The organism is Arthrobacter sp. Leaf337, from assembly GCF_001423745.1.
In the GTDB taxonomy this organism is placed as follows: Bacteria; Actinomycetota; Actinomycetes; order Actinomycetales; family Micrococcaceae; genus Arthrobacter.
Genome location: NZ_LMPC01000001.1, coordinates 339,046 through 363,116 on the forward strand (window position 1 = coordinate 339,046; position 24,071 = coordinate 363,116).

The 24,071-nt window shown below is 65.5% G+C and carries 23 protein-coding genes; 9 read left to right on the forward strand and 14 right to left on the reverse strand.

Features of this window, described 5'->3' with window-relative positions; translation table 11 throughout:
• Window position 1: 1 nt before the first annotated feature.
• On the forward strand, window positions 2-715 hold the full coding sequence (locus ASF98_RS01515; protein ID WP_055796497.1) for a DUF4166 domain-containing protein: 714 nt from the start codon (window positions 2-4) through the stop codon (window positions 713-715).
• On the opposite strand, the gene ASF98_RS01520 is transcribed toward ASF98_RS01515, so the two are convergent.
• The 6 genes from ASF98_RS01520 to ASF98_RS01545 all read right to left on the reverse strand — a co-directional run bounded on the left by ASF98_RS01520 (window position 712) and on the right by ASF98_RS01545 (window position 7,892).
• Entirely contained in the window at window positions 712-1,737 is a 1,026-nt protein-coding gene (locus tag ASF98_RS01520) for a hypothetical protein (protein WP_055796498.1), read from the reverse strand. The genes ASF98_RS01515 and ASF98_RS01520 overlap by 4 nt on opposite strands.
• A gap of 3 nt (window positions 1,738-1,740) precedes the next feature.
• On the reverse strand, window positions 1,741-2,184 hold the full coding sequence (locus tag ASF98_RS01525; protein WP_055796502.1) for a chorismate mutase: 444 nt from the start codon (window positions 2,182-2,184) through the stop codon (window positions 1,741-1,743).
• 135 nt (window positions 2,185-2,319) lie between these two features.
• Window positions 2,320-4,014 (reverse strand): ABC transporter ATP-binding protein, encoded by a 1,695-nt coding sequence (locus ASF98_RS01530; RefSeq protein ID WP_055796503.1) that lies wholly within the window; start codon window positions 4,012-4,014, stop codon window positions 2,320-2,322.
• On the reverse strand, window positions 4,011-5,033 hold the full coding sequence (locus ASF98_RS01535) for an ABC transporter permease (protein ID WP_055796506.1): 1,023 nt from the start codon (window positions 5,031-5,033) through the stop codon (window positions 4,011-4,013). Before ASF98_RS01535 ends, ASF98_RS01530 begins: the two co-directional genes overlap by 4 nt.
• Before the next feature lies 1 nt (window position 5,034).
• Entirely contained in the window at window positions 5,035-6,126 is a 1,092-nt protein-coding gene (locus ASF98_RS01540; RefSeq protein WP_055796509.1) for an ABC transporter permease, read from the reverse strand.
• Window positions 6,127-6,257: 131 nt separating this feature from the next.
• On the reverse strand, window positions 6,258-7,892 hold the full coding sequence (locus tag ASF98_RS01545; protein ID WP_055796513.1) for an ABC transporter substrate-binding protein: 1,635 nt from the start codon (window positions 7,890-7,892) through the stop codon (window positions 6,258-6,260).
• Between the two features lie 297 nt (window positions 7,893-8,189).
• Between ASF98_RS01545 and ASF98_RS01550 the strand changes: the two genes are divergently transcribed.
• Window positions 8,190-9,017 (forward strand): caspase family protein, encoded by an 828-nt coding sequence (locus ASF98_RS01550; protein WP_055796516.1) that lies wholly within the window; start codon window positions 8,190-8,192, stop codon window positions 9,015-9,017.
• A gap of 43 nt (window positions 9,018-9,060) precedes the next feature.
• On the opposite strand, the gene ASF98_RS01555 is transcribed toward ASF98_RS01550, so the two are convergent.
• A complete protein-coding gene (locus tag ASF98_RS01555; protein ID WP_235505570.1) occupies window positions 9,061-10,755 on the reverse strand; it encodes a hypothetical protein in 1,695 nt (564 codons plus the stop codon).
• Between the two features lie 82 nt (window positions 10,756-10,837).
• Window positions 10,838-11,977, reverse strand: coding sequence for a tRNA 2-thiouridine(34) synthase MnmA (gene mnmA, locus ASF98_RS01560; RefSeq protein WP_055796522.1), 1,140 nt, complete (start codon window positions 11,975-11,977; stop codon window positions 10,838-10,840).
• A 235-nt stretch (window positions 11,978-12,212) separates the two neighbouring features.
• On the opposite strand from mnmA, the gene ASF98_RS01565 reads away from it, so the two are divergent.
• Complete coding sequence (locus tag ASF98_RS01565; RefSeq protein ID WP_055796524.1) at window positions 12,213-13,463, forward strand: NAD(P)/FAD-dependent oxidoreductase; 1,251 nt, start codon at window positions 12,213-12,215, stop codon at window positions 13,461-13,463.
• Here the strand turns inward: ASF98_RS01565 and ASF98_RS01570 are convergent.
• On the reverse strand, window positions 13,442-14,671 hold the full coding sequence (locus ASF98_RS01570) for a cysteine desulfurase family protein (RefSeq protein WP_055796526.1): 1,230 nt from the start codon (window positions 14,669-14,671) through the stop codon (window positions 13,442-13,444). The two genes, ASF98_RS01565 and ASF98_RS01570, sit on opposite strands and share 22 nt — an antisense overlap.
• 57 nt (window positions 14,672-14,728) lie before the next feature.
• Here ASF98_RS01570 and ASF98_RS01575 point away from each other — a divergent pair, with 57 nt between their 5' ends.
• The gene (locus tag ASF98_RS01575; protein WP_055796529.1) at window positions 14,729-15,607 is read left to right on the forward strand and encodes a DMT family transporter; all 879 of its coding nucleotides are present in this window, start codon (window positions 14,729-14,731) and stop codon (window positions 15,605-15,607) included.
• Here the strand turns inward: ASF98_RS01575 and ASF98_RS01580 are convergent.
• A complete protein-coding gene (locus tag ASF98_RS01580; RefSeq protein ID WP_055796532.1) occupies window positions 15,594-16,256 on the reverse strand; it encodes a helix-turn-helix transcriptional regulator in 663 nt (220 codons plus the stop codon). The two genes, ASF98_RS01575 and ASF98_RS01580, sit on opposite strands and share 14 nt — an antisense overlap.
• An 89-nt stretch (window positions 16,257-16,345) precedes the next feature.
• On the opposite strand from ASF98_RS01580, the gene ASF98_RS01585 reads away from it, so the two are divergent.
• Window positions 16,346-16,765: a hypothetical protein gene (locus ASF98_RS01585; protein WP_055796535.1), complete on the forward strand. Its 420-nt coding sequence runs from the start codon at window positions 16,346-16,348 to the stop codon at window positions 16,763-16,765.
• Between the two features lie 10 nt (window positions 16,766-16,775).
• On the opposite strand, the gene ASF98_RS01590 is transcribed toward ASF98_RS01585, so the two are convergent.
• Together ASF98_RS01590 and ASF98_RS01595 are read right to left on the reverse strand one after the other, a co-directional pair.
• Window positions 16,776-17,486: a hypothetical protein gene (locus ASF98_RS01590; RefSeq protein WP_326948934.1), complete on the reverse strand. Its 711-nt coding sequence runs from the start codon at window positions 17,484-17,486 to the stop codon at window positions 16,776-16,778.
• Between the two features lie 90 nt (window positions 17,487-17,576).
• Window positions 17,577-18,485, reverse strand: a complete 909-nt coding sequence (locus ASF98_RS01595) for a diacylglycerol/lipid kinase family protein (protein ID WP_055796538.1) — start codon at window positions 18,483-18,485, stop codon at window positions 17,577-17,579.
• 124 nt (window positions 18,486-18,609) lie between these two features.
• Here ASF98_RS01595 and ASF98_RS01600 point away from each other — a divergent pair, with 124 nt between their 5' ends.
• The 4 genes from ASF98_RS01600 to ASF98_RS01615 all read left to right on the forward strand — a co-directional run bounded on the left by ASF98_RS01600 (window position 18,610) and on the right by ASF98_RS01615 (window position 21,854).
• Window positions 18,610-19,554, forward strand: a complete 945-nt coding sequence (locus tag ASF98_RS01600) for a J domain-containing protein (protein ID WP_055796540.1) — start codon at window positions 18,610-18,612, stop codon at window positions 19,552-19,554.
• A gap of 95 nt (window positions 19,555-19,649) precedes the next feature.
• Window positions 19,650-20,117, forward strand: coding sequence for a tRNA (cytidine(34)-2'-O)-methyltransferase (locus ASF98_RS01605; protein ID WP_055796543.1), 468 nt, complete (start codon window positions 19,650-19,652; stop codon window positions 20,115-20,117).
• Between the two features lie 269 nt (window positions 20,118-20,386).
• Window positions 20,387-20,992: a sigma-70 family RNA polymerase sigma factor gene (locus ASF98_RS01610; protein WP_055796546.1), complete on the forward strand. Its 606-nt coding sequence runs from the start codon at window positions 20,387-20,389 to the stop codon at window positions 20,990-20,992.
• 1 nt (window position 20,993) lies between these two features.
• Complete coding sequence (locus ASF98_RS01615) at window positions 20,994-21,854, forward strand: anti-sigma factor (RefSeq protein WP_055796548.1); 861 nt, start codon at window positions 20,994-20,996, stop codon at window positions 21,852-21,854.
• 191 nt (window positions 21,855-22,045) lie between these two features.
• Here ASF98_RS01615 and ASF98_RS01620 read toward each other — a convergent pair whose 3' ends face one another.
• Window positions 22,046-23,440 carry a GntT/GntP/DsdX family permease gene (locus ASF98_RS01620; RefSeq protein ID WP_055796551.1) on the reverse strand — a complete coding sequence of 465 codons (1,395 nt, stop codon included), beginning with the start codon at window positions 23,438-23,440 and terminating at the stop codon, window positions 22,046-22,048.
• Between the two features lie 47 nt (window positions 23,441-23,487).
• Window positions 23,488-24,021, reverse strand: coding sequence for a gluconokinase (locus ASF98_RS01625; protein WP_055796554.1), 534 nt, complete (start codon window positions 24,019-24,021; stop codon window positions 23,488-23,490).
• Window positions 24,022-24,071 lie beyond the last annotated feature (50 nt).

Consider the following 24,071-nt stretch of genomic DNA (forward strand, 5'->3'; position numbering starts at 1 on the left):
CGTGACCACGCCTATCTATGAACGCGCCCTGGGCAGCGACTTCGCCCGGCTGCAACCCGAGCTCCAGGAGTACTTTTCGCTTGCTCCCGGCTCAGGACGCTACGGCGTAGGGGAGGGTGTCTTCGACGTTGTGGGGTGCCGGCAGCAGTGGCTCCGTCCGCTGCTGCGGCTGACCAGCGGGGAAGAAGCCTTCTTCCCGGAATACGGTGAGCGAATTCCCTTCCGGATCGAAAACCACGCGCACCTGGATCCGTTCGGCCGGTCGAGCCTCACCGCCAGACGCGAGATCCAGTTTCCGGGCCGCACGCGGTTGTTCCATGACACCACCAGCTTTGACGACTCCCGGAGCAAGCCGGGGCTGGTGGACTATGTCGGCCGCTACCGGCGCCTGGTCACTGACCTCAACCTGAGCGTGACGGCCGAAGGCAGGCTCCGCGGCGTCTCCGAATCGTCCCGGCTGTTCCTGGGTGCCCTGCGCATCCCGCTGCCGGCGGCCTTGGATGCCAAGGCGTACGCGGAGCAGTGGTGGGAACCGGCGGAGGGCGAAAACGGCAAGCACCGGATCCAGGTCAAGGTGATCCAGCCGCAGCTGGGTCTCGTCCTGGTGTATGCGGGGAGCTTCGACTACCGCCTTCGCTCCTACCCCGGCCAAAGCGCGGGGCAGGGCCATCTCCCGGGCTACGCCCGGCCGGACCGGTGGGAGAGCCGCGTTTAGCCGAGGGCCAGCTGGTTGAGCCCGTCCGCCACCTGGGTGAGGCGGGTCAGCACGGCGGTGGCAGACGACGGCGTGTGCCCGGCCAGCCCCTCGGACGGCGTCACCCGGATGGAGCCGAGCGAGGAGGCGGGAAGGCCCAGCTGGCGCCACGGACGCCACACGTTCTCCACGGCTTCCTGCACCCGCGGCAGTGCGGCGGACCGGTTGCCCACCGCGAGCACCCCGGCCCACAGGCTCTTGCCGGCCTCGACCGCACCGGCGAGCTGTTCCCACTGGCGGGAGGTGAGCGCCTTGAGCGGGACGGCTATCCCATCTGCACCCGACGAAAGAATGCGGTCGAAGGGCGCCTCAACTTCGGCAACCGCGATCACCGTTTCGACGGCACCGGCTGCCTTGGCCGCATCGATGACCAGGCGCCACGCCTCTGTCACTTCCTGCCCCGGAACAGCCCGCAGGGTCCGGTAGCCGCTGGATGTGGGAATGGTGCCGGCGAGGACCGCCGCAATATCAGGTTCATCGATCTGGACCACCAGCCGCGCCCCGGGCACAGCCGTACCGACGCGGGCCAGTAAATCACCGACGCCGGCTGCCAGCGATGCGGCGATATCGCGTCGGGCGCCGTAGTCGAGCAACACCCGTTCGCCGTTGTGGAGGTGGAGGCCTGCGGCCAGGCTCAGCGGTCCTCGCAGGTGGACCTTGAAGTCGCGGGCCGGGCTTTCTTCCGTCCCGGCAACGTCGGCAAGGACGTTGATGTCCGTTGACAACGCAGACTTCGCCCGCATGAGGTCTTTCCCCGGACGATCCACGATCCGCCATCCGTGGGGCTGGACGTCGACGGCCAGGTCCACCAGGAGTGACGCGGTCCGGCCGAGGGCATCGGAGCCGACGCCGCGGTCCGGAAGCTCCACGAGGAACGGCAGGTGCGGGTTCCCGAGTTCGCCGCGGACGATCCGCGTCGCCTCCAAAGGATCGTCACCGGGCCACGGGCCCAGGGCAGTGGCAGTTACTTGCGATTCCGGCATGGCCTAGGCGTCGACGGCGGTGGACGGGGCGGGCGGGGAAAGCAGCGGCCGGCCGGCAGCGGACCCGTTGTTCCCGGCGGCCTGGTGGTCTTCGGCAATGGCTTCGTGGTGCCGGATGACCTCGCCGATGATGAAGTTCAGGAATTTCTCGGCAAATGCCGGATCCAGGTGGGCCTCCTCGGCCAGGCGGCGCAGCCGCGCAATCTGGGCAGTCTCCCGGCCCGGGTCCCCGGCAGGCAGCCTGTGCGCCGCCTTGAGGAAACCGACCTTCTGCGTGGCCTTGAACCGTTCGGCGAGGAGGAACACGAGCGTGGCGTCGATGTTGTCGATACTGGACCGGATGGACAGTAGTTCCGCCATGACCGATTGGTCGACTTGTCCGGCCAACGAGCTGGCTGAGGGGTCGTAGGATTCGGCGTCTGGAAGATCTTGGTTCTGCTCGGTCATGGTCCCAGTCTATGGGCACCCCGCCAATTCCCCGTGGCTGTTAAGCGTCCTCGCAACGTTCCCGCGGGAGGCTGCCGGGGACGGAAATGCCCGCCGTCCGGAACGGACGGCGGGCATTTCCAACACGGAGCGGAACTAACGGGCCAGCAGCGCGCGGTTGGCTTCCCGGCGCTTGGCCTGTTCGTCCGGATCAGGGACGGGCAGCGACGCGATCAGCCGGCGCGTGTAGTCGTGCTGGGGGGCGCCCATCACCTGCGTGCCTAGCCCCTGCTCCACGAGCTTGCCCTTGTAGAGCACGCCGACCCAGTGGGACAGGATGTCGACGACCGCGAGGTCGTGGCTGATGAACAGCGCGGCGAAGCCGAATTCCGCCTGGATGTCCTTGAACAGTTCCAGCACCACAGCCTGGACGGAAACGTCCAGCGCCGAAGTGGGTTCGTCGGCAATCAGCAGCTTCGGGTTCAGGATGAGGGCCCTGGCCAGCGACGCCCGCTGCCGCTGTCCGCCGGACAGTTCGTGCGGGAACCGGTCAGCATACGACGCCGGCAGCTGCACCGATTCGAGCAGCTCACCAACGCGTTTCCGCGCCTGTGCCGGCGTGGGATTGCTGTGGATGATGAGCGGCTCGGCAACGCAGTCACCGATGGTTAGTTGCGGGTTGAAGGACGCCGCCGGGTCCTGGAAAACGAAGCCGATCTCCTTACGGAGGGGCTTGAACGTCCGTTCCTTGAGGTTCAGCATTTCGTAGTCCAGCACCTTCAGGCTGCCGCCGGTGGTGCGGTTGAGGCCGGCGATGGCGCGTCCGATGGTGGTTTTGCCGGATCCCGATTCACCGACCAGGCCGAAGACCTCACCCTCGGACAGGGTAAAGCTCACGCCGTCTACGGCCTTGAAAGCGGGAGTGCCCAGCCTGCCGGGGTACTCAATGGTCAGGCCCTTGGCTTCCACCAGGACTTTGCCACCCTGGTGGGCCCGCGTCGTCATTCCCTCGGAAGCGGAGTTCCTGCCTAGGTGCGGCACAGCCGCCAGAAGCTTCCGTGTGTACTCCTGTTTCGGCTCAGCGAACAGCACCTTGGCGGTTGCCTCCTCGACGACGTCGCCCTGGTACATCACCACCACCCGGTCGGCGAGATCGGCCACCACCCCCATGTTGTGGGTGATGAGCACGATCGAGGTGCCGTACGTGTCCCGCAGGTCCCTGAGCAGCTGGAGGATCTCAGCCTGGACCGTAACGTCCAAGGCTGTTGTTGGTTCATCGGCGACGATCAGCCCCGGATTAAGTGCCAGTGCGGCCGCAATGACGACGCGCTGCTTCTGGCCTCCGGAAAACTGGTGGGGATAGTAGTCCACCCGGTTTTCGGGGTCCGGGATGCCCACTTTCCGGAGGGCCTCGATGGCGCGGGATTTGGCCTCCCTGGCCGACACTTTGCCGCCCTTGCCCTGCGCATGGGCACGGATGCCTTCTGCGATCTGCCATCCCACGGTGAAGACGGGGTTCAGGGCGGTGGACGGTTCCTGGAAGACCATGGCGACGTCCCGGCCGCGGATCTGCCGCAGCTTGGCGGCGCTGACACTGATGACGTTGTTCCCGTTGATCAGCACCGCACCGGAGCTGATGGCGGTCTCCGGGAGGAGGCCGAGGATTGTCTTGGCGGTAACGGTCTTGCCGGAGCCTGACTCACCGACGATCGCCACCACTTCGCCCGGGTTGACCTCAAGGCTGACGTCCTTGACGGCATAGACGTCCCCGGCATCGGTAGCGAAAGTGACCTTCAAGTGGTCAATATCCAGGACCGGGCCTGTGCCGTGCTTGTCGATGTTGATGGTCATGAACTGCTCACTTCTGCTTGGATTCCTGCCCCGGCTGCGCCCGAATCGGGCCCGCCCTTGCCGGAAGCGGCCTTCTTGCGTCCGCGCAGCCGCGGATCGTTGAGGTCGTTGATGCTCTCACCCATGAGGGTGAGGCCGACGACGGTCAGCACCATTGCGAGGCCCGGGAACACGCCCGTCCACCAGATGCCGGACGTGGTGTCGGCCAGCGCCTGCTTCAGGTCGAAGCCCCATTCCGCGGCGGAGCTGGGTTCGATGCCAAAGCCCAGGAAGCCCAGGCCTGCCATCGTGAGGATTGCTTCGGAGGCATTCAGCGTGAAGATCAGCGGCAGGGTGCGCGTGGCGTTCTTATAGATGTGCCGGCTCATGATGCGGATGTTCGAAGCACCCACTACCTTGGCGGATTCCACGAAGGGTTCGGCCTTGAGACGGATGGTCTCGGACCGGATCACCCGGAAGTACTGAGGAATGAAGACCACGGTAATGGAGATTGCCGCGGCCATGATGCCGCCCAGCAGGCTGGACTGGCCGCCGCTGATGACGATTGCCATGACGATTGCGACCAGCAGCGAGGGGAAGGCGTAGATGGCGTCCGCGATGACAACAAGGATCCGGTCCAGCCAGCCGCCGATGTAGCCGCTGACGAGTCCCAGGATGACGCCGATGAAGATCGACATCAGGACGGCCACAACGATCACCATGATGGCCGTCTGCGTTCCCCAGATAACCCGGGACAAAACATCGTAGCCGCCCACCGTGGTCCCCAGCAGGTGCTTTCCACCGGGCGCCTCCTGGGCGGGGAAGTTGCCGTCCGCGTCCGAAAGCTGGGCGTACCCGTAGGGAGCCAGGAGTGGCGCGAATATGGCCGTCAGCACAAATGCACTGGTCAGGACGAGTCCTGCCACCAGCATTCCGCGTTGCAGGCCCACGCTCTTGTTGAAGTGCGAGATGACCGGCAGCCGGCGGAAGAGCGAAGCGCGGGGATCCGCTGCGGGTTCAACAGTTGTTGGGGTGCTCATGTCAGTACCTCACGCGGGGGTCGATCAGCGCGGCAACAATGTCCACGATGAAGTTGGTCACGGCCACGATGACGGCGAGGAGGACCACGATGCCCTGGACCGCAACGAAGTCGCGTGCCGTGAGGTAGGTGGCCAGCTGGAATCCAAGCCCTTTCCATTCAAAGGTTGTTTCCGTCAGCACGGCGCCTCCGAGCATCACTGCTATTTGCAGGCCCATCACGGTGATGATGGGGATCAGCGCAGGCTTGTAAGCGTGCTTGGTGACCAGCCGGAATTCGCTGACGCCGCGGGAGCGCCCGGCCTCCACGTAGTCCCGGCCCAGGGTTCCGATCACGTTAGTGCGGACCAGCCGCAGGAAGATGCCTGCGGTCAGCAGGCCCAGGGCGACGGCAGGCAGGACCGCGTGCGCCATGACGTCACCCAGTGCTGCCATGTTGCCACTGCGGATGGCATCCAGCCAGTAGATGCCTGTCGGCGACTGCAGGGAGGTGAGCTCCAGTTCGCTGGAGGTCTTGGCGCGACCAGCCACGGGGAGCCACCCGAGCCACACGGCGAAAGTGAGTTTCAGGAGCATGCCGGCGAAGAACACAGGAGTGCCGTAGCAGACGATGGCGAAAACGCGAAGTACAGCGTCGGGGGCGTGGTCCCTCCGGTACGCGGCGACCATGCCCAGCGGAATACCCACCAGCAGGGCCACCAGCAATGCGTTGATGGTCAGTTCCAGAGTGGCAGAGCCGTAGGTGGCCAGCATTTCCGTGACCTGGCGGTTGTCCGAGAGGGTGGTGCCGAAGTTGCCCGTGGCCAGATGTCCCAGGTACTCGAAATACTGCACGAGGATCGGACGGTCATAGCCTGCGGCGGTGATCCGCTCCGCCAGCTGCTCAGGCGGCAGCCGGCCGCCCATGGCCGCAGTGATGGGATCGCCGGTGATGCGCATCAGGAAGAACACCAGCGTCACGAGGATGAAAATCGTAGGAAAGATCAAGAGGAACCTGATCAGGATGTATTGGCCCAGTCCCCCGCCGGACGATTTCTTTTTTGACGGCAGCAGGCCGTCGGCGTCGGTTGGCGGCGCCTCAATCAGTGTTGTCATTGGTACCTAAATGTGTGCTTCCGGCGGCTTCGTGGGCCCCGAAATCTGTTGCCCTGCTCCAGCACGAAAGGCGGGACGCCGCACGGGCGCCCCGCCTCCTCTGCTGGCCAGGACCGGATGGAGAACTGGACCTACTTGGAAATTACGCCAAGCCGGGTCTTGAAGGATGCGTCCAGGGTCTTTTCGACACCCTTGACATCCTTTCCGGCGACCATGAGCTGGGCGCCCTGCAGCAGCGGCAGCGTGGAAAGATCCTTGGCCACGGCCGTCTGGGCTTCGCCCAGCACCTTTTCGCGCTCTGCCTTGTCAACGGTGGTGAGCTGGGTCTTGATCAGCTCGGTGACGGATGCATTTTCGTAGTGGTTCTTGAGGAAGTTGCCCGGAACGAAGAACGGGGTCAGGTAGTTGTCCGCGTCCGAGTAATCGGGGAACCAGCCGAGCTGGTACACCGGGTAGGCGTCAGCAGTGCGGTCCTTGGAGTAGGTGACCCACTCGGTGGACTGCAGGTCAACCTTGAACAGTCCGGACTTTTCCAGCTGCTCCTTGATCATCGCGTACTCGTCGCCGGATGACTTGCCGTAGTGGTCCGGGTTGTACTGCAGCTTGATGTTCACCGGTGCGGTGACTCCTGCATCGGCGAAGGCCTTCTTGGCCTTGTCCAGGCTGGGCTTGCCGCTGCCGTCGCCGTACATTTCCTTCAGTGGCTGGATCGCGCCAACGAAGCCGTCGGGCACCACAGAGTACGCCGGCAGGTAAGTGCCCTTGTAGACCTGGGTTGCGATGGCGTCGCGGTCAACGACGTTGGCCATGGCCTGGCGGACGGCGAGGGCCTTGGCGGGATCTGCGTCGGCAGCCTTGGCACCGAACGGCATGGTGTCGAAGTTGAACACGATGTAGCGCAGCTCTCCACCGGGGCCCTTGTGAACCTTGACCTTGGAGTCCTTCTCCAGGTCCGCGGCGTCAGTTGCGGTCAAGCTGCGTCCGGCGACATCAATGTTCCCCTGCTGGACGTCCAACTTGAGGTTGTTTGAGTCGGCGTAGTACTTGATGGTGGCGCCGTCGTTCGCGGGCTTGCCGAGCAGGCCCTTGTAATCCGGGTTGACCTTGAGGCTGACAAGCTCGTTCTTCTTGTAGCTGTCGATCGTATAGGGGCCGGCGAACGGTTTGCCCTTGACGATTTCATCGTCCGTCATCAGCTTGTCGGCCGGGAAGACCTCTTCGTCGACGATCGGTCCGGAGTTGGCCGCAAGAACGCCCGGGAAGACCTGGTCGTTGCCGGCCTTCAGCTTGAAGACAACAGTGGAGTCGTCCTTGGCGGTGACCGACTCCAGGTTGCCCAGGAGCGAAGCCGGACCGTTCGGGTCAGCGATGCTGACGACGCGGTCGATGGAGAACTTCACGTCCGAGGATGTGAGTGCGTGCCCGTTGGCAAATTTGAGGTCCGACTTGAGCTTCACGGTGTATTCCGTGGGGCTGGTGAATTCCGCGGACTCCGCGATGTCGGGCGTAGCGTCCGCCGTGCCCGGCTTGGCGTTCAGGAGGAACGGGTAGATCTGGTTCATCACCATGAAGGAACCGGCATCGTAGGACCCCGCAGGATCGAGGGTAACGACCTTATCGGTGGTGCCGTAGGTGATGGTTCCGCCTCCGGCACCGCCGGTGGAAGTTCCGCCGCCGCCGGACGGACCTGTGCAGGCTGTCAGTGCAAACGCGGAAACACCCGCGAGCGCGATAGCGCTGTGCAGGGCCTTTTTGTTCATTGCCATCTGTGGACTTTCTGTTCGATGAGTACACGCGTGCCGCCGCGCAACTGGATCAGTTGGACTCGGTGGGCGGGACGTTGTCCTGATCACACGATTCAATCAGACCGGAGCGCGGTGAATCGTTACAACCTGTGAGTTGAGACACAAAATTTACCTGATTGGGTCAAAACTATCGTTTTCTTCAGCATTCCGGCCTGATCAGCCTCCGACGGAACGATGAGTGAGTGCCCTAAGAAATTGCCATTGAAGAGTCTCCTTCCCGGGAATAGAGTTGCCCTACCCGGCTGAAGGGAACACATCATGAGCAAAGCCGCCCTCTGTGTGGGGATCAACGAATTTGAACACCTGCCGAAATCCAGCTGGCTGCAGGGCTGCGTCAATGACGCCCGGGACCTCGCCGCACTGCTGCAAACCGGGTATGGGTTCGCCGAGTCGGACATCTCGCTGTTGCTGGATTCCCAGGCCACGAAGAGCCAGGTGATGGCGCAGCTGGATTCGATGATGGACCGCGCGGCCGCCGGCGAACTCCGGCACATCGTCTTCACCTTCTCCAGCCACGGAACGCAGATTCCAGACACCAGCAACGACGAAGCCGACCGGCTGGATGAAGCCTTCGCCTGCTTCGACATCAACAACACCGGCGACTCGTGGGATCCGGCCACCGTCATCTCGGATGACGAACTGTTCACCCTCTTTGCCCGCTTGCCGGACGGCGTGCTGATGGATGTTGTGCTGGATACCTGCCACAGCGGCACGGGCCTGAAATCACTGGACCTCCTGCCCGGGCGGCGGCCCCGCTTCCTGCCGGCACCGACCCCCCGCGGCGTTGCTGCCACGGAGTTCAGCGACACGCGGGCACTGCGTGATCTGGTGAAGGCCGGCCGGGGCGTCAAACCCGTTCTTTTGGCCGCCTGCCGGGCAGATCAGACCGCCGCCGACGCATTCCTGGATGGCCGGTACAACGGAGCCTTCACGTACAACTTCATCAAGGCGGTCACCGGCGACGGCGCCCTGGGCCGGGCGGACATCCTCAAGCTGGTCAGCAAAGGCCTCAGGGCCGGCGGCTTCGACCAGGTGGCCCAGCTGGAAGGCTCGACGCCCGCACGGAAGGCCCCGTGGGGAAGCTGATGCAGGCCGGAAGCTGACCGCGGCGCGGGAAGCTGACGGCGGCTCACTCCCGGCGCTCGTCCTCCGGGTGGAAGGTTGCTGCCGGCATTTTTATCCCGGCTTCCCTTTTGACGGTTTCCAGTTTCTCCTGCTGCCACTCCGCGTCCATGACCGGCTTGAGGGCTGCGAAACAGAGCCGTCCCCCCTCATCAAACCGCAGCAGACCCCCGCCGCGGACGGTGTAGTAGTCACTGTCCACCCGGAGGCCAAGCTTGTTCCTTGCTTCGGTTTTGGACAATGTGACTGACTGCACGTAGGACGCGCCGATTTCGGAGACAACGAAACCGTCCGGCCCCACCCGGGTACTTGGGCGCACCCGGTTCACCACGATGCTCGTGTCCTGATCGATGCCCGCAGCCTCGATCAACCGCGGGTTCTCCCACATGAAGCGGTTGACCTCCTCGGGATCGGCAGCCAGGGCAGACAACCGGACCGGGTAGCGCAAATCGCGAAGATGCTTAAGGCCGTCCAGCAGTTCGTCGGGCTCCGTGGAAAGGTCAATGTCCCAAAAGGCGTCGCGCACGGCCTGCCGGTATCCCATCATGTCCGTCGGCACCAAAACGGCGTCAGCTGCGAGGATTCCCCGCAGCAGGTCCTCCCAGCCAGGGTCCACCGGCGGCATGTAGGCGAGCCCCCGCAGCACCATGCCCAGCATCTGATGCCCAAGATGCGCCCCCGCTTCCGCCACCTGGTACCGGCTGGAGCGGCCGCCCGGCCTGTCCAGCCGCTGTAGCCAGAGCCTCACGACGGCGTCCAGCACCCCCTTCACCGCAATCTCGCCCCGCCGGTGGGGTTCGGGATCCAGCCGCCATTCGAAGGGCACGTCCACGTCGAGGGGCCGCCTGGCGGCGCCCCGCGAAAACAGCCCGTCGGCCAGTCCGAACAGCCCGGAGGCCAGGACTTCCTTCTCCATGTTCCGGGCGGGTACGGCTCCGGGCTTCCCGTCCGGTCCCGGAACAGCCACTGACAACTGTTGTTCCACCCGCTCAGGCGAGGAAAACACGCTCAGCATGGCCACCAGGTCGGCAATGCATTCGTGCAGCGCGTAGCCGTCGAGCAAGGCATCGCTGTCTGTCCACTGGCGCCGGTAACCGTCCAGGATCGCGTGCGTCACCTCATGGGCGACGAGGTCATGATAGAGCGCCAACGGGACGGAACGCGTGGAACGGTCGTCGGTTCGGTGCCCAAAACGGATCAAACCGCGCTCGCGGTCGTAGCCAGTGGAGGCGTAGGGGATCTTGTCATACACGCTGATGAGCAGCCGGTGGCCCGAGGCCCAGCCCATCCGGCGCCCCAGGGTGACTTCAAATGCCTGAAGTGTTGCAGTCGCCACCGCATAGACGTGCTGTGCAAGAAACCGGCTGTCGGTCAGCAACTCTTCCAGCCCGGCGGGTGCGTCCTGGTCGTCGATGCACCATTCGTTGCGGTCCACGGACAGGGAAATGGGCCGCGGACCGTCAGCCCCGGGAGCCCGCACGCGCAGCGCCAGGCGTGCGCCGGCCGGGCCGTTGACCACCCTCTCCACCGGCACCCGAATGCTGGTGGTGAGCGGCTTTCCTGACTTGCGGGTGAAGGGGCCCTCGGCAAGGGCCGTCAGCGCGACCATTTCGAGGCCGTGACCGATGCCAAGCGCTGCAGAGACCATACCGGGCCCGCTTTCCTCAACTTTGCAGCCCACCCGTGAAGCGGTTGCCTGCATGAAGCCTGGTTCCCCAGGCCTCAATTATTGCGGGAGCAGGGGTGATTGACTACGGCAAACCGCCGCGGGCACCCGATTCCGATTAAAGCGCCGCGCGCTGCAGCGAACGCGCTGCGTCAATGGTGGCCTGCCCCAGGACCCGGCTTCCCTGGTAGAGCACCACTGTCTGTCCGGGGGCCACTCCGCGCAACGGGGTGGTCAGCGTGACCACAAGGTTCGTCCGCTCCGCGCCGCCGTCGTCCGTCAGCAGTTCCGTATGGGCGGTTGCGGGAACGGGATCGCCGTGGGCCCTGACCTGGGCGTGGCAGTCGAACTCGTCGCCGGTGGCGATTTCCGCAATCGGCAGGCCGGCCCACGATACTTTGATGCCGCGGATCTCGTCGATGGCCAGGAGCGCCTCGGGGCCCACCACCACCTTGTTTTCCTTGGGCCGGATCTCCAGGACGAAGCGGGGCTTGCCGTCGGCGGCGGGCGTGCCCAGCTTGAGACCGCGGCGCTGGCCTACGGTGAACGCGTTGGCACCGGGGTGCTCGCCCACCTTGGACCCGGTTTCATCAACGATGTCGCCCGTGGTCATGTCGATCTTCTCCGCAAGCCACCCCGCGGTGTCACCGTCCGGAATGAAGCAGATGTCGTGGCTGTCCGGCTTGTTGGCCACTGACAGCCCGCGGCGTTCGGCCTCGGCGCGCACTTCGGCTTTCGAGGGGGTGTCCGCCAGCGGGAACATGGAGTGCTTGAGCTGTTCGTGGGTGAGGACGCCGAGCACGTAGCTCTGGTCCTTGGCCCAGTCGGCCGCGCGGTGGAGTTCCGGGTTTCCGTCGGCGTCGGTGATCACCTTGGCATAGTGGCCGGTGCAGACGGCGTCGAAGCCCAGTGCGATGGCCTTTTCCAGCAGCGCCGCAAACTTAATGCGTTCATTGCAGCGCATGCAGGGGTTCGGAGTGCGTCCGGCGGCATATTCGTCGATGAAGTCCTGGACCACGTCCTCCTTGAACCGCTCCGAGAAGTCCCAGACGTAGTACGGGATACCCAGGACGTCGCAGGCGCGCCAGGCGTCGCGGGAGTCTTCGATCGTGCAGCACCCGCGGCTTCCGGTACGGAGCGTTCCGGGCATCCTGGACAGCGCCAGGTGGACGCCGACGACGTCGTGTCCTGCCTCGACGGCGCGGGCGGCGGCAACGGCGGAATCGACTCCGCCGCTCATGGCTGCAAGAACTCGCATGCTGGCTTTCTCTAGGGGAAGGTGTGATGGTGCGGCCGCAGCTGGTACCGGGCCGGCGCACAGAACGCGGCCGGATACACTGCATGCCCCACTATTCTACTGCCTCGCCCAAGGGGGACCCGAAATCGCCCCCGCGACCCCTTGACGCCCACAGCTGCGGATTCTATTGTCAGGAATAGTATTTTTAGAAGCGGCCCGCCGACAGGGTCGGCCCTCCAGGGAATCGAGCGGCGTCATGGCTGTCGAGCACACCACCGAAAGCATCGTCATAGCGGGCGCGGGGCTGGCTGGCGCCACCGCTGCCCGCACCCTGCGCAGCGAGGGGTTTGCCGGCAGGATCAGCCTCATTGGCTCCGAACTGCACCACCCATACCTTCGTCCGCCGCTTTCCAAGGAGTACCTGCTGGGCAAAGCCGGCGAGGACGCGCTCCCCGTGGCTCCCGAGGCCTGGTATGCAGAGAACGACGTCGACCTCCGACTCAGCGTGACCGTCGCCGCCGTCGACCCCGGCTCGCACTCAGTACATCTCAGCAGCGGCGAGTCCCTCGACTACGATGCGCTCCTGCTGGCTACGGGCGCCCTCCCCCGTCGCCTTTCCCTGCCGGGGAGCGGGCTGGACGGCGTCACCATGTTCCGGACCCTGGATGACAGCCGCCGCCTCCGGGAACAGTTATCGCCGGGCGGACGGAACGTGGTGATGGTCGGCTCGGGCTGGATCGGGATGGAACTGTCGGCTGCTGCCATCAGCTACGGCAACCACGTGACGCTGCTCGGACTCGAGGATGTCCCGCTGGCCTCCGCCATCGGACCTGAACTGGGCGGGTTTTTCCGCTCCGTTCATGAAGCACACGGTGTCCGGTTCCGCCCGGGCGCAACCGCATCCGAGCTACGCGGCGACTCCGGCCGCGTCACCGGCGTGGTCACCGGCTCGGGCGACGTATTGCAGGCCGACGTCGTGGTGATTGCCGTGGGCGTGGCACCGGACACCCGGCTCGCGGAGCAGGCAGGACTGGTCCTTGACAACGGGATACTGACGGACGCCTCCCTGCGGACCAGCGTCCCGGATATCTTCGCCGCCGGGGACGTGGCAAACGCCCTGCACCCGTTCACGGGGCAGCACCACCGCAGCGAGCATTGGCACAATGCGCTCAGCGGCGGAAAGATCGCGGCCAAATCGATGCTTGGCCAGGGCGCAACTCTGGACACGATTCCGTACTTCTACACCGACCAGTACGACCTCAGCATGGAGTACTCGGGCTTCCCCACCCTGGCGGCGGCCGCCGAACCGGTTATCCGCGGGTCACTGCAGGGCAGGGAATTCATCGCATTCTGGCAGCATGAGGGCCGCGTGGTGGCAGGGATGAACGTCAACGTTCCCCGCACGCAAAAAGCCATCAAGGCACTGATCTCCAGCCGGGAGACCATCGGGCCGGGCCGTCTGGCAGATCCCGGCGTCGCGCTGGATCAGCTCCTGGCGGACGACTGACGGGCCACTGTGGCGGCGGTCTGGATGGTCGATTCGTGCCCGGCCATGCCTGCCTGGCGGGCCCGGTCGTAGGCGCCCGGCAGTGCCGCCAGGAGGGCGTCGACGTCGGACTCTGTGGACGCGTGCCCCAGGGAGAAACGCTGCGCGCCGCGTGCGGTGTCCTCATCGAGCCCCATGGCCAGCAGGACGTGCGAGGGCCGTGGCACGCCGGCGGTGCAGGCCGAACCCGTGGACGATTCGACGCCGGCAAGGTCCAGCAGGAAGAGCAGGGAGTCACCCTCGCAGCCCGGGAAGGTGAAGTGCGCGTTGCCGGGCAAGCGTCCATCGCCCGGCGCTCCACGGAGGACGGCGTCGGGAACGGCGGCCCGCACGCCGGCGATCAGCCTGTCCCGCAGCCCGGCGATGCGGGCCGCTTCCCCGGGGAGGTCTTTGGTCACGGCTTCGGCAGCTGCGGCGAAGGCGGCGATAGACGCCGTGTCCAGCGTGCCCGAACGCACGTCGCGTTCCTGCCCTCCGCCGTGCAACACCGGCGTTAGCTTGACGGCGCGGCCCAGCAGCAGGGCACCGACCCCCACCGGGCCGCCGATCTTGTGGCCGGAGATGGACATGGCGTCCAGCCCGCTCGCCCGGAAGTCCACCGGCAATGACCCAAAGGCCTGGACTGCGTCCGAATGCACCGGAACGCCCACGGCATGGGCCGCCGCAACCACCTCATGCACCGGCTGGATGGTGCCAACCTCGTTGTTTGCCCACATCACCGAGACGAGGGCGATGGTCTCCGGGTTCCGGGAGAGCTCCGACCTCAGCGCATCCAGGACCACTACGCCGTCGGAATCCACGGGCAGCCACGTGACCTCGGCGCCCTCGTGCCGTTCCAGCCACTCCACCGTGTCCAGGACAGCATGATGTTCGACGGCGGAGCACAGGATCCGCGTGCGCTCCGGCTTCTCAGCGCGGCGGGCCCAGTAAAGGCCCTTCACAGCCAGGTTGTCGGCCTCCGTGCCGCCCGAGGTGAAGATGACTTCCGACGGGTGGGCCCCGGCTGCTGCGGCTATTGCCTCGCGGGCGTCCTCCACAGATCGTCGTGCCCGGCGGCCGGATCCGTGCAGCGACGACGGGTTGCCGGTCCTGGCCAGTTCGCGGGTGAGTACCGCCAGGGCCTCGGCGGCGATGGGCGTGGTGGCGGCATGATCGAGGTAGACGGACACAAGCCAATTCTAGCCGCGGCAACCCTGCCTGCCCCGGCACCGGGGTAGATTCGAGCGGTGAAAGCCTCGATTTACCTGGTGCTGGCCACCCTGTTCTGGTCCGGCAACCTTGCGGTGGGGCAGGCAGCCGTGAACACCATGACGCCGCTGGAACTCACCTTCTGGAGATGGGCGCTGGCCGCCCTTCCACTCGTGGCGCTGGCCCATTTTGTGGAACGTCCCGACTGGCGCGCCGTCCTTGGCCGCTGGCGGGTACTGCTGCTCCTGAGCGTGCTGGGCATGGGCTGCTACACCCTGCTGCTCTACACCGCCCTCCAGCACACGTCCGCTCTCAACGCTTCGCTGATCACGGCTGCCAATCCGGCGCTCATCGTGGTGATGGCCATCTTCATGCTCGGTGAAAAGCCCGGCCTCTTCGGCTGGCTGGGCATCGCCCTGGGTCTCACCGGGGTGCTCCTGGTCCTGACCCGGGGCGAACTGCTCCGGGTGTTCAGCATTACCTTCAATTTCGGTGAACTGCTGATGATCGGGGCGATTGTTGTGTGGGGTTTCTACACCATTATTTCCCGGCGGCTGGGCTTGCCGGCCATCGCGGCCACAGCCGTTCAGGTGGTGATGGCCACGGTCCTGCTGGGTCCGGTGGCACTCGCCGCGGGCGCCGGTTTCCCTGCTACCGCAGCCGAAGGATGGTCGATCGCCTACATCGCTGCCTTCCCTTCGCTGGGGGCGTACCTGTGCTGGAACCTCGCACTCAAAACGACGGCGCCCGCCACCGCCGGCAATTACCTGAACCTGATCGTTGTGTTCACGGCGGCCATCACGGTGATGATGGGCATTCCGGTCAGCCTGCCCCAGATCGTCGGGGGCATGCTTGTCGTAGCCGGTGTGCTGCTGGCAGGCCGGCCCCGGAAACCCGCGGAAATCAGGGCGGCGTAATCCTGGCGCAGCACTGGCCGGCGGCCTTGTTCCCCACGATGCGGTCCTCGGCAACACCGCAGCCGGCAGCCGCGCCGGTGAGGAACGCTCCGTTCATGGCACAGACCACGTCGGCATGGCCGTCCGCAAGCCGGTGAAACGGGCAGTTGCGCAGTGCGAAGCCGCCCGCACCGTCCGGATCCGGCAGGTACCCTTCCGCGGAGAGGAATTCCTCGAGGCTGTGACTCCCCTCCGCCATTTCCAGGCCCTTCGCGTAGGAGGTGGCCAGCAGCGCGTCCCGGACGGGCTCGCCGGCGGCACTGGACCGTTCGATCGCGGCGGCCATGAGTTCACCGGCCAGGTCATAGTTACGGTCGGGCACGGAAGCACTCAGTTCCGGCTGGGCCGGCCGGTACAGCTTCGCCGGCCGGCCAGAGCCGGGTCCGGCCTTCCCGCCGAGCTTGCGGAACTCAACGGTAAGCACGCCGTCCTGCACCAGCCTGTCCAACTGGAACGATGCCGTACTTCGCGGGATCTCCAGGGCGGCGGCCGCTTCGTCCCGTCCTACCGCCCCGGAGGACGACGAGACGAATCCGAAGAGTCTCCTGCGGTTCTCATCACCAAGCGATGCCACGGCCGCGATCCGGCGGGCCCAGGGAAGTCTGCGCATGGAACACCCTAACTCTAAAAACAAGATTCATTGCTTAATTCAGGATCTCTTTCTAAAATTATGTTACCTACTTTTAGAAGGAGCAAGCCATGAAATCATCCTCGGTGCTGACCACGCCCTCCCGCAGCCTGGCCTCCGAGCCGGGCAGGCAGGCCTTCCTGCTGCTTCGCACGGTCTTCACGGTCGCCCCGGTCATTTTCGGCCTCGACAAGTTCACCAACCTGCTCGCCGACTGGACCATGTATCTGGCCCCCGTGGCCACAGCCGTGGTTCCGTTGCCGGCCCAGACCATCATGTACATCGTTGGTGTCGTGGAGGTTGTTGCCGGTATAGCGGTGGCGCTCCGGCCACGCTTCGGATCGATGCTGGTGGCCGTGTGGCTGCTGGGAATCATCATCAACCTGCTGCTCCTGGGCAGCTTCTTCGACGTCGCACTTCGCGATTTTGGGCTGCTCGTGGCCGCCCTGGCCCTCAACCGGCTGGCACCCCGGAGTTCCCGCAAGGCCTAGCGGGAACGGCTCAGTCCGTTGGCGGAACGACAACCAGGCGTTCCGCCACGTCAGCCCGGGCCACTGCGAGCGCAGCGGAGTCCGGGCACACGAGTGAAATGTAAACAGACGACCCCGCTTTGCCAAAAAGCCTGGCCAGCACCGCTGCCGACCTTCCGCCTGGCGCCGATACGCCGTCGTAAGCCAGCACTTCAACCATCGGCCCGGGTTTGCCCGGTTCGCCGCCCCAGCGCAGGGTGTCGGTCTTCAGGTAGCCGGGGACCACGGTGGGATCCAGATACCGAAACAGTTCAGCGGTGGAGGCCTTGTCATCTCCGGTAACGGCCAGTGAGCCCTGATTCACGCGGACCCTGGCCGACACAACGCATCCGTCGGCTTTGACGTAGCGGTTCTCCCCGGCCACGTCCTCCTTGACCGGCTTCCAGCCCGGCGCCTCACGGAGCCCGTCCGAAAGGCCGACGGCGACTCCTGGGGCAAGGGAGTCCCCGGCAGTAAACGGAAGGTCCTTCGCGGCCACGGCCGCCGCATCGTGGCCCGGCGTAATGGTGGGCGTTGCCAGCGATGGCGTGGTCTGGACAGCGCTCGGGGCTGCAGGATCCGGGACGCCCACACTGCAGCCGCCCGCGCCGGCCAGCACCACTGCCAGGGTCAGCGGCCGCGCCATCCGCCGGATCACCCCGGTCAGAGTGTACGAACGGTTCGCAGCGTGTCCCCTGCCCATCGATTGCACACGGCCCCCACATACGCTCTGCCGGCGGCGCTGTTCCGGCCGGTCCTCCGCAAGAGTTTAGACGCTCCGGCCGGTATGCCGTCACGGCACGGCCAGCACCCTGATGGCCCCGGGCACCACCTCGATGGTCAGCGGCAACGGGCCGACCCGCTCGCCGTCGGCGTACGCAACAACGTTCGCGGCGGAGAGCTCAACACGGCGCACTTGCCTGATGTGCACTGCCCGGTGCCCGGTATGGCGGCCGGAAAAGACTTTCGGGAAGACTGCCAGGAAGCGCACCCTGGACAGCGGCTTCACGATGAACAGGTCCAGGAACCCGTCGTCGAGCACGGCGTCGGGGGTCACCTTCATGCCGCCCCCGATGGACTGGCCGTTCGCCACCGAAATGAGCATGGCCCCCTGCCGCCAGGTTTCGCCGTCGGCTGTCACGGTGTAGTCCACGGCTTTGAACGTGGCCAGTTCACGGAGCATGGCCAGGTTGTACCTGCTCCTGCCGCGGGGCCAGCGCCACGCGTTGGCGCGTTCGTTCACGGCGGCGTCGAAGCCGGCGGAAACCACTCCGGCGAACCATCTGGTTGCGCCATTCCCCGTGACGCGCCCTGCATCAATAAGGCGCCCGCCACCGTCGAGTGCAGCCAGGATCCGTTCACAGGCGGCCGTTGCATCGTTCAACGGGAGGCTCAGGGCCCGCGCCATGTCGTTGCCCGTACCGCTGGGAACGATACCCAGCGGCACCGTTCCGTAGGGCACGGCAAGTCCGGCGAGGGCGTTGATCCCCAGATGGACCATTCCGTCGCCGCCCACGACAACCAGAGCGTCGCAGCCCGAGTCCAGGGCCTCAACCACGGCAGCCGCGAGCCGGTCATAGCTGGCCTTTCTCAGCACGATCACATGTGCCCCGGCAGCGCGGAAGAAGGCCACAACGGCCTCTCCCGTGTGCCGGGTACCGCCGAACGAAGCACGCGGGTTGATGGCCACTGCAATGATCATGCGCTGAATTATGCCAGTGGCCGGGAACCAGAGCCGCCGGCGCGGACGTTGAGGCTGTACACGGTTAAACTGGGCGGACCGGACTGCCTGAGTGGACTGGAACCGACAAGATAAGGATCAGTGCTTGACCCAGGGCAGCAGCTCCCATTACCAGGTCCTTCGCCTTCCCGTGACGGCGACGGACAAAGAGATCAAGGTGGCCTACCGCAAGGCTGCCAGGCGGGCACATCCCGACCACGGCGGCGACGCCGCCGTTTTCCGGCAGGTGACGCTTGCCTACGAGACGCTGATTGATCCGAAGCGGCGGGCCGCCTACGACCGCTCGTACGCCCATGGAACTGGCGCGACGCCGGCGGAAGGCGCCCATTTCGACGCGCCCGCTGCCGGGAGCCGGGCGTCGGCAACCGTCCACCGGCCCAACAGTCCGCGCAACACGGCAGGCGACGCTCCGGTCTACGTCCCTCCGTTCGAGGACCGGGAGTCCGGCAGCGTTCCGCTGATCCCCGCGGAGATTGCCGCCCGGCAGGTCCACGGCATGCCGCGGAAGCGGGGCATTTTCGGTGCGGAAGCCCGTATCCAGCGGGAAATGCGGACCGTTCAGCTGATCAGCAGGCAGATCCTCCCTGCCATTCCCGCCGCACGGCTGATCAACGGGCTGCAGTCACCGGCGGACAACAGCCACATCGATCACGCACTGCTGTCCGGCTACCGGCTCGCGCTGATCGGATCCATGCTGTTGCCCAAGGGTGCGTACGCCTGGAACGGCAGCACCCTGACGCACGGCGGCCGGGCCATTGCTCCGCCGCAGCTGGCGCACATCGTCCGGCGCATGCAGGACATCTTCCCGGAGCTTAACGTGACGGGATGGACCGTCATCCACAGTCCGGACGGCAACCTCCATGAGCCGGTGATCGACCACCACCGGCGATCACCCCGCGGTCATGAAACGGTACAGGTGGTCAACGGGGCCGGACTGGTCCGGGGACTCAAGGAGTTCCTGAGCTCCGGGCCCGCCCCGAATACCGTCAACGTCCCCGCCCTCGCCAGGCTGCTCCGCGGGATGCACTGACGGCTGCCTTGCACGGGCTGGCCTGCATGTAACGGACATCCGGGGGACGGGCGGGACGGACAGCGGACGGGGCGGGCGGTCGCTAGGATGGGACGGTGTTTCGCATCCTCTTCCACTCCCCCGAAATTCCCGGCAACACCGGCAATGCAATCCGGCTGGCTGCCATCACCGGTGCCGAGCTGCACCTGGTGGAGCCGCTGGGCTTCGACTTTTCCGACGCCAAGCTGCGCCGGGCCGGCCTGGACTATCACGACCTCGCCGTCGTGACGGTGCATAAAGACCTCGACGCTGCCTGGAAAGCTTTGCAGCCCGAGCGCGTCTACGCGTTCACGTCCGATGGCGAAACTTCCTACACGGACATCAGCTACCTGCCCGGCGATGTGCTCCTCTTTGGCCAGGAATCCGTGGGACTGCCGGAGGATGTCAAGCACGACCCGCACGTGACGTCGCGGGTGCGGCTGCCGATGCTTCCCTCGCTTCGGTCCCTGAACCTCGCGAACGCGGCGTCCATTGCGGTTTTTGAAGCCTGGCGCCAGAACGGCTTCGCCGGCGCCAAGCTCTAGCCCGGCTCGCCCCGACCACTGCCCAGGGCACTGCCGCCGCCCCGACCGGCCGGCCTGCAATTAGTGGCACTCCTCCGCCCATCCATCCGCGCCTGCACTCCGAATAACCTGTGAAGGCCAACCCGGGCCCCTACAGGATCGAGGAGCGGCAGGTGACTACAGTGCAGGTCCGCAGGTCCCCGGCCCGGAACAGTCGCACCGCCCACGGCGACGTTCCGAGCGATCCCGGTGCCAAGCGTTCGCCAGAAATCGACTTATGCTTGGGGGTAATGGAAACTCCCAACGCCCCAAACCCCGAAGCCACTGCTTCCCCGGGCACTCCCGTCGAAGTGAACCGGCGGCTCGGTGAGCTGCTGGCACTCATCGCCAACGGTGACCAGGGGGCGTTCGCGGAATTCTATGAACTGACTTCCCGGCGCGTCTTCGGCATGGCACGCCGCGTGCTGATCGATCCCGAGCTCAGCGAGGACACCACTCAGGAAGTCTTCCTGCAGGTCTGGCAGAACGCGGCGAAATTCAATCCTGAGGCCGGCAGTCCGCTGGCGTGGCTGATGACGATCTCGCACCGGCGTGCCGTGGACAAGGTCCGCTCCTCCCAGTCGTCCACTGACAGGGAAGCCAAATACGGCGCGAGCAGCCAGGACATTGATCATGACTCCGTTTCCGATGAGGTCGGCAGCAGGCTGGAAGCAGAAGCCGTTGTCAAGTGCCTGGATACCCTCACCGAGACGCAACAGCAATCCGTCCGGCTGGCCTACTACGGCGGACTAACGTACCGCGAAGTCGCGGAGAAACTAAACGCCGCCGTACCCACCATCAAGTCCCGCATCCGCGATGGGCTGATCCGCTTGAAGACCTGTCTGGGGGTGAGTTGAGATGACCGACGTGAACCAACCGAACAGCAGCCGTCCGCCCGGGATGTTTGCCCACGATATCGCCACAGACCTGGCTTCCGGCCGTGCCGTGGAACTCGCCGAAGTGTATGCCCTGGACGCTGTGACCCCCGCTGAACGGGCCGCCATTGAGGAATACATCTCAGCCGCGCCGGGGCCGGAACGGGACGCGTTCGACGAACGCGTCCGGCAGGCACGCGAAACGCTGGCCTTCACCTTCACTGCGGAGGAGGAACCGCCCGCTGGGCTGTTCGACCGCATTGTGGCCCAGCTTCCGGCGCAGCCCGGCATCGTCCCGGTTTCCACCCCCATAGTCCACGGGCATGCGCAGGAACCGGGCCAGGCGCCTGGCACTGACGAACTCGGTGCCGCCCGTCAGCGCCGTGAAGAACGACGCCGGGCTCCCGGGCTCCGTAACTGGTTTATCGGGGTGGCCGCTGCCGCTGTCATCGCGCTGGGCGGCGTCGGAGTGGGAGCCTATGTGGCAAACCAGAACGATCCGCTGAACCAGGTGCTCCAGGCCCAGGATGTGCGGCAGGCAACCGTCGACGTCAGTGGCGGAGGAACGGCCACGGTTTCCATCTCGTCTTCCAAGGACGCAGTGGTGGTCAAGATGAACGGGGTGCCGGCTCCTCCGTCCGGCAAGGTGTACCAGATGTGGCTGATCCCCAAGGACGGCTCCGCTCCGGTTTCGCAGGGGCTCATGGACGCAGAGGCGTTGTCCAAGCCCGCCGTGGTGAAGGGCATCCATTCCGCGGCCGCGCTGGGCATCACCGTTGAACCGGTGGGCGGCTCGGCTTCGCCAACGTTGCCGACAGTCGCAGCGGCCCCTCTCGGCGCGTAGCCTGCCACCGCCGTCGTCATCACCGGCCTGCCGGTGCCCGCCTTCCGGCGTGCACCGGCAGGCCGCGGCACTTTAACCACAAAGCCCTAACGACAAAAGCCGCGCAGGCCTTGATCCCTTCCTTTTCGAAGGGATCAAGGCCTGCGCGGCGGCGCGGCTCGCCTGAGCCGCGGTTCCGATGAATCGCGCCGCTAAATTATCAGCGACAGCAGCATCACGAAGCCGAAGCCGACAACGGAGATCAGCGTCTCCATGACGGACCACGTCTTGAAGGTCTGCCCGACGGTCAGTCCGAAGAGCTCCTTGACCAGCCAGAAGCCTGCGTCGTTGACGTGGGAGAGGAAGAGCGAGCCCGCGCCGATGGCCAGGGCCAGCAGTGCGGCATGGGTCGGGGTCAGTGAACTGGCCAGCGGAGCCACGATGCCGGCTGCCGTCACCGTCGCTACGGTGGCGGAGCCGGTGGCCAGCCGCAGTGCGACGGCCACGATGAAGCCCAGCACCAGGACCGACATGTTGGTGCCTTCGGCCCACTTCTTGACGGCATCGCCGACGCCGGCCCCGATCAGGGTCTGCTTGAAGCCGCCGCCGGCACCCACGATCAGCAGAATTGCCGCGATGGGGCCGAGGCTGGCGCCGACCTTGGACGTGATGCGGCTGCCGGTGAATCCCACGGCGTAACCGAAAGTGATGATCGCCAGCAGCACGGCCAGTGTCATGGCAACCAGGGGCTGGCCAACGAAGTCAAAGAAGATCCGGACCGGCGGTGCAGTCTTGGGATCAGGCCAGACGATGTCCACCACGGCTTTGAGTAGCATCAGCACCACCGGGAAGATGATGGTCAGCAGGGTGACAAGGAACGTGGGCTGGCGCTTGACGCCTTCCATGTCCGCGCCATGCTGGGTATCGATGCCGCCGGCCACGGCGGGCGCACCCACCGGAACCCATTTTGCGGCGAGGCGTGAGAACAGCGGTCCGCAGATAATGACCGTGGGGATGGCAACGAGGATTCCCAGGGCGAGGGTGGTGCCGAGCTCTGCTTTGACGGCGCTGATCGCGATCAGGGGTCCGGGGTGCGGCGGCACCAGTCCGTGCAGCACCGAGAGCCCGGCCAAGGCGGGAATGGCGATGCGCATGAGTGGCATCTTGGAACGCTGCGTGACCAGGACGATCACCGGGAGCAGCAGCACAAGTCCGATTTCGAAGAACATCGGCAGGCCGATGATGACTGCCACCAGGGTGACGGACCAGACCACCTTATTGCCGCTGGCCTTGTCCAGCAGGGTGTCCACCACGCGGTTGGCGCCGCCGGAGTCGGCCAGAAGCTTGCCGAGCATCGCCCCGAGGGCGATCAGCAGGCCGACTTCCTTCAGGACGCCGCCCACGCCGTCTTCGAAGTTGGAGATGACCTTGGCAAGTTCAACGCCCGAGGCAAGGCCCACGAAGGCGGAGCCGAGGACAAGCGCAAGGAAGGGGTGCAGCTTGAGTTTGGCGATCAGCACCACAATGAGTGCGATGCCGATTGCGGCGACCACCAGAAGCTGCGTGTCGTGGCCGGTCCAGCCCTCGACGGCAGCAGGCAGCTGCATTGCTATTTGAGAATTCAAAGTATGGTTCCTAAGTGCGTAACGCTGGTCTATGGGGTCGCGGCGTCTGCCGCGTCCAGGTTGAGCCGCTCGATGATTTCCTGGGCTTCTTCCGACGGTGTGGCCGATACGCACAGGGAAATGTGGTTTTCGTCCGCCGTCGGCTCTTCCAGCGCATCAAACTGCGATTCGAGCAGCGCGGGAGGCATGAAGTGCCCGTGCCGCGATGCCAGGCGGTCGGAGATCTTTTCCTTGCTTCCCTGCAGGAAGACGAACACCACGCCCTCACCGCGCAGGGCGTCCCGGTAGCGCTTTTTTAGCGCGGAACAGGTGACGACGCCGGGGGTTCCGTCCTGCGTGTGCGCCCGGATCCATTCGGCGATGGATTCCAGCCACGGCCATCTGTCCTCATCGGTCAGCGGCTCACCGGCCTGCATTTTTGCGACGTTCGACGCCGGGTGCAGGTCGTCGCCTTCCGCCAGGTCCCATCCGAGCTTGCCGGCCAAGAGGCCGGCCACAGTTGATTTACCGGATCCTGAGACACCCATGATCACCAGTACCGGCTGCTGCGCAGTCTTCGCCATCAAAGTCTGCCTTCCTGAATAAATATGATTTAAACAGAGGCCAGCATATG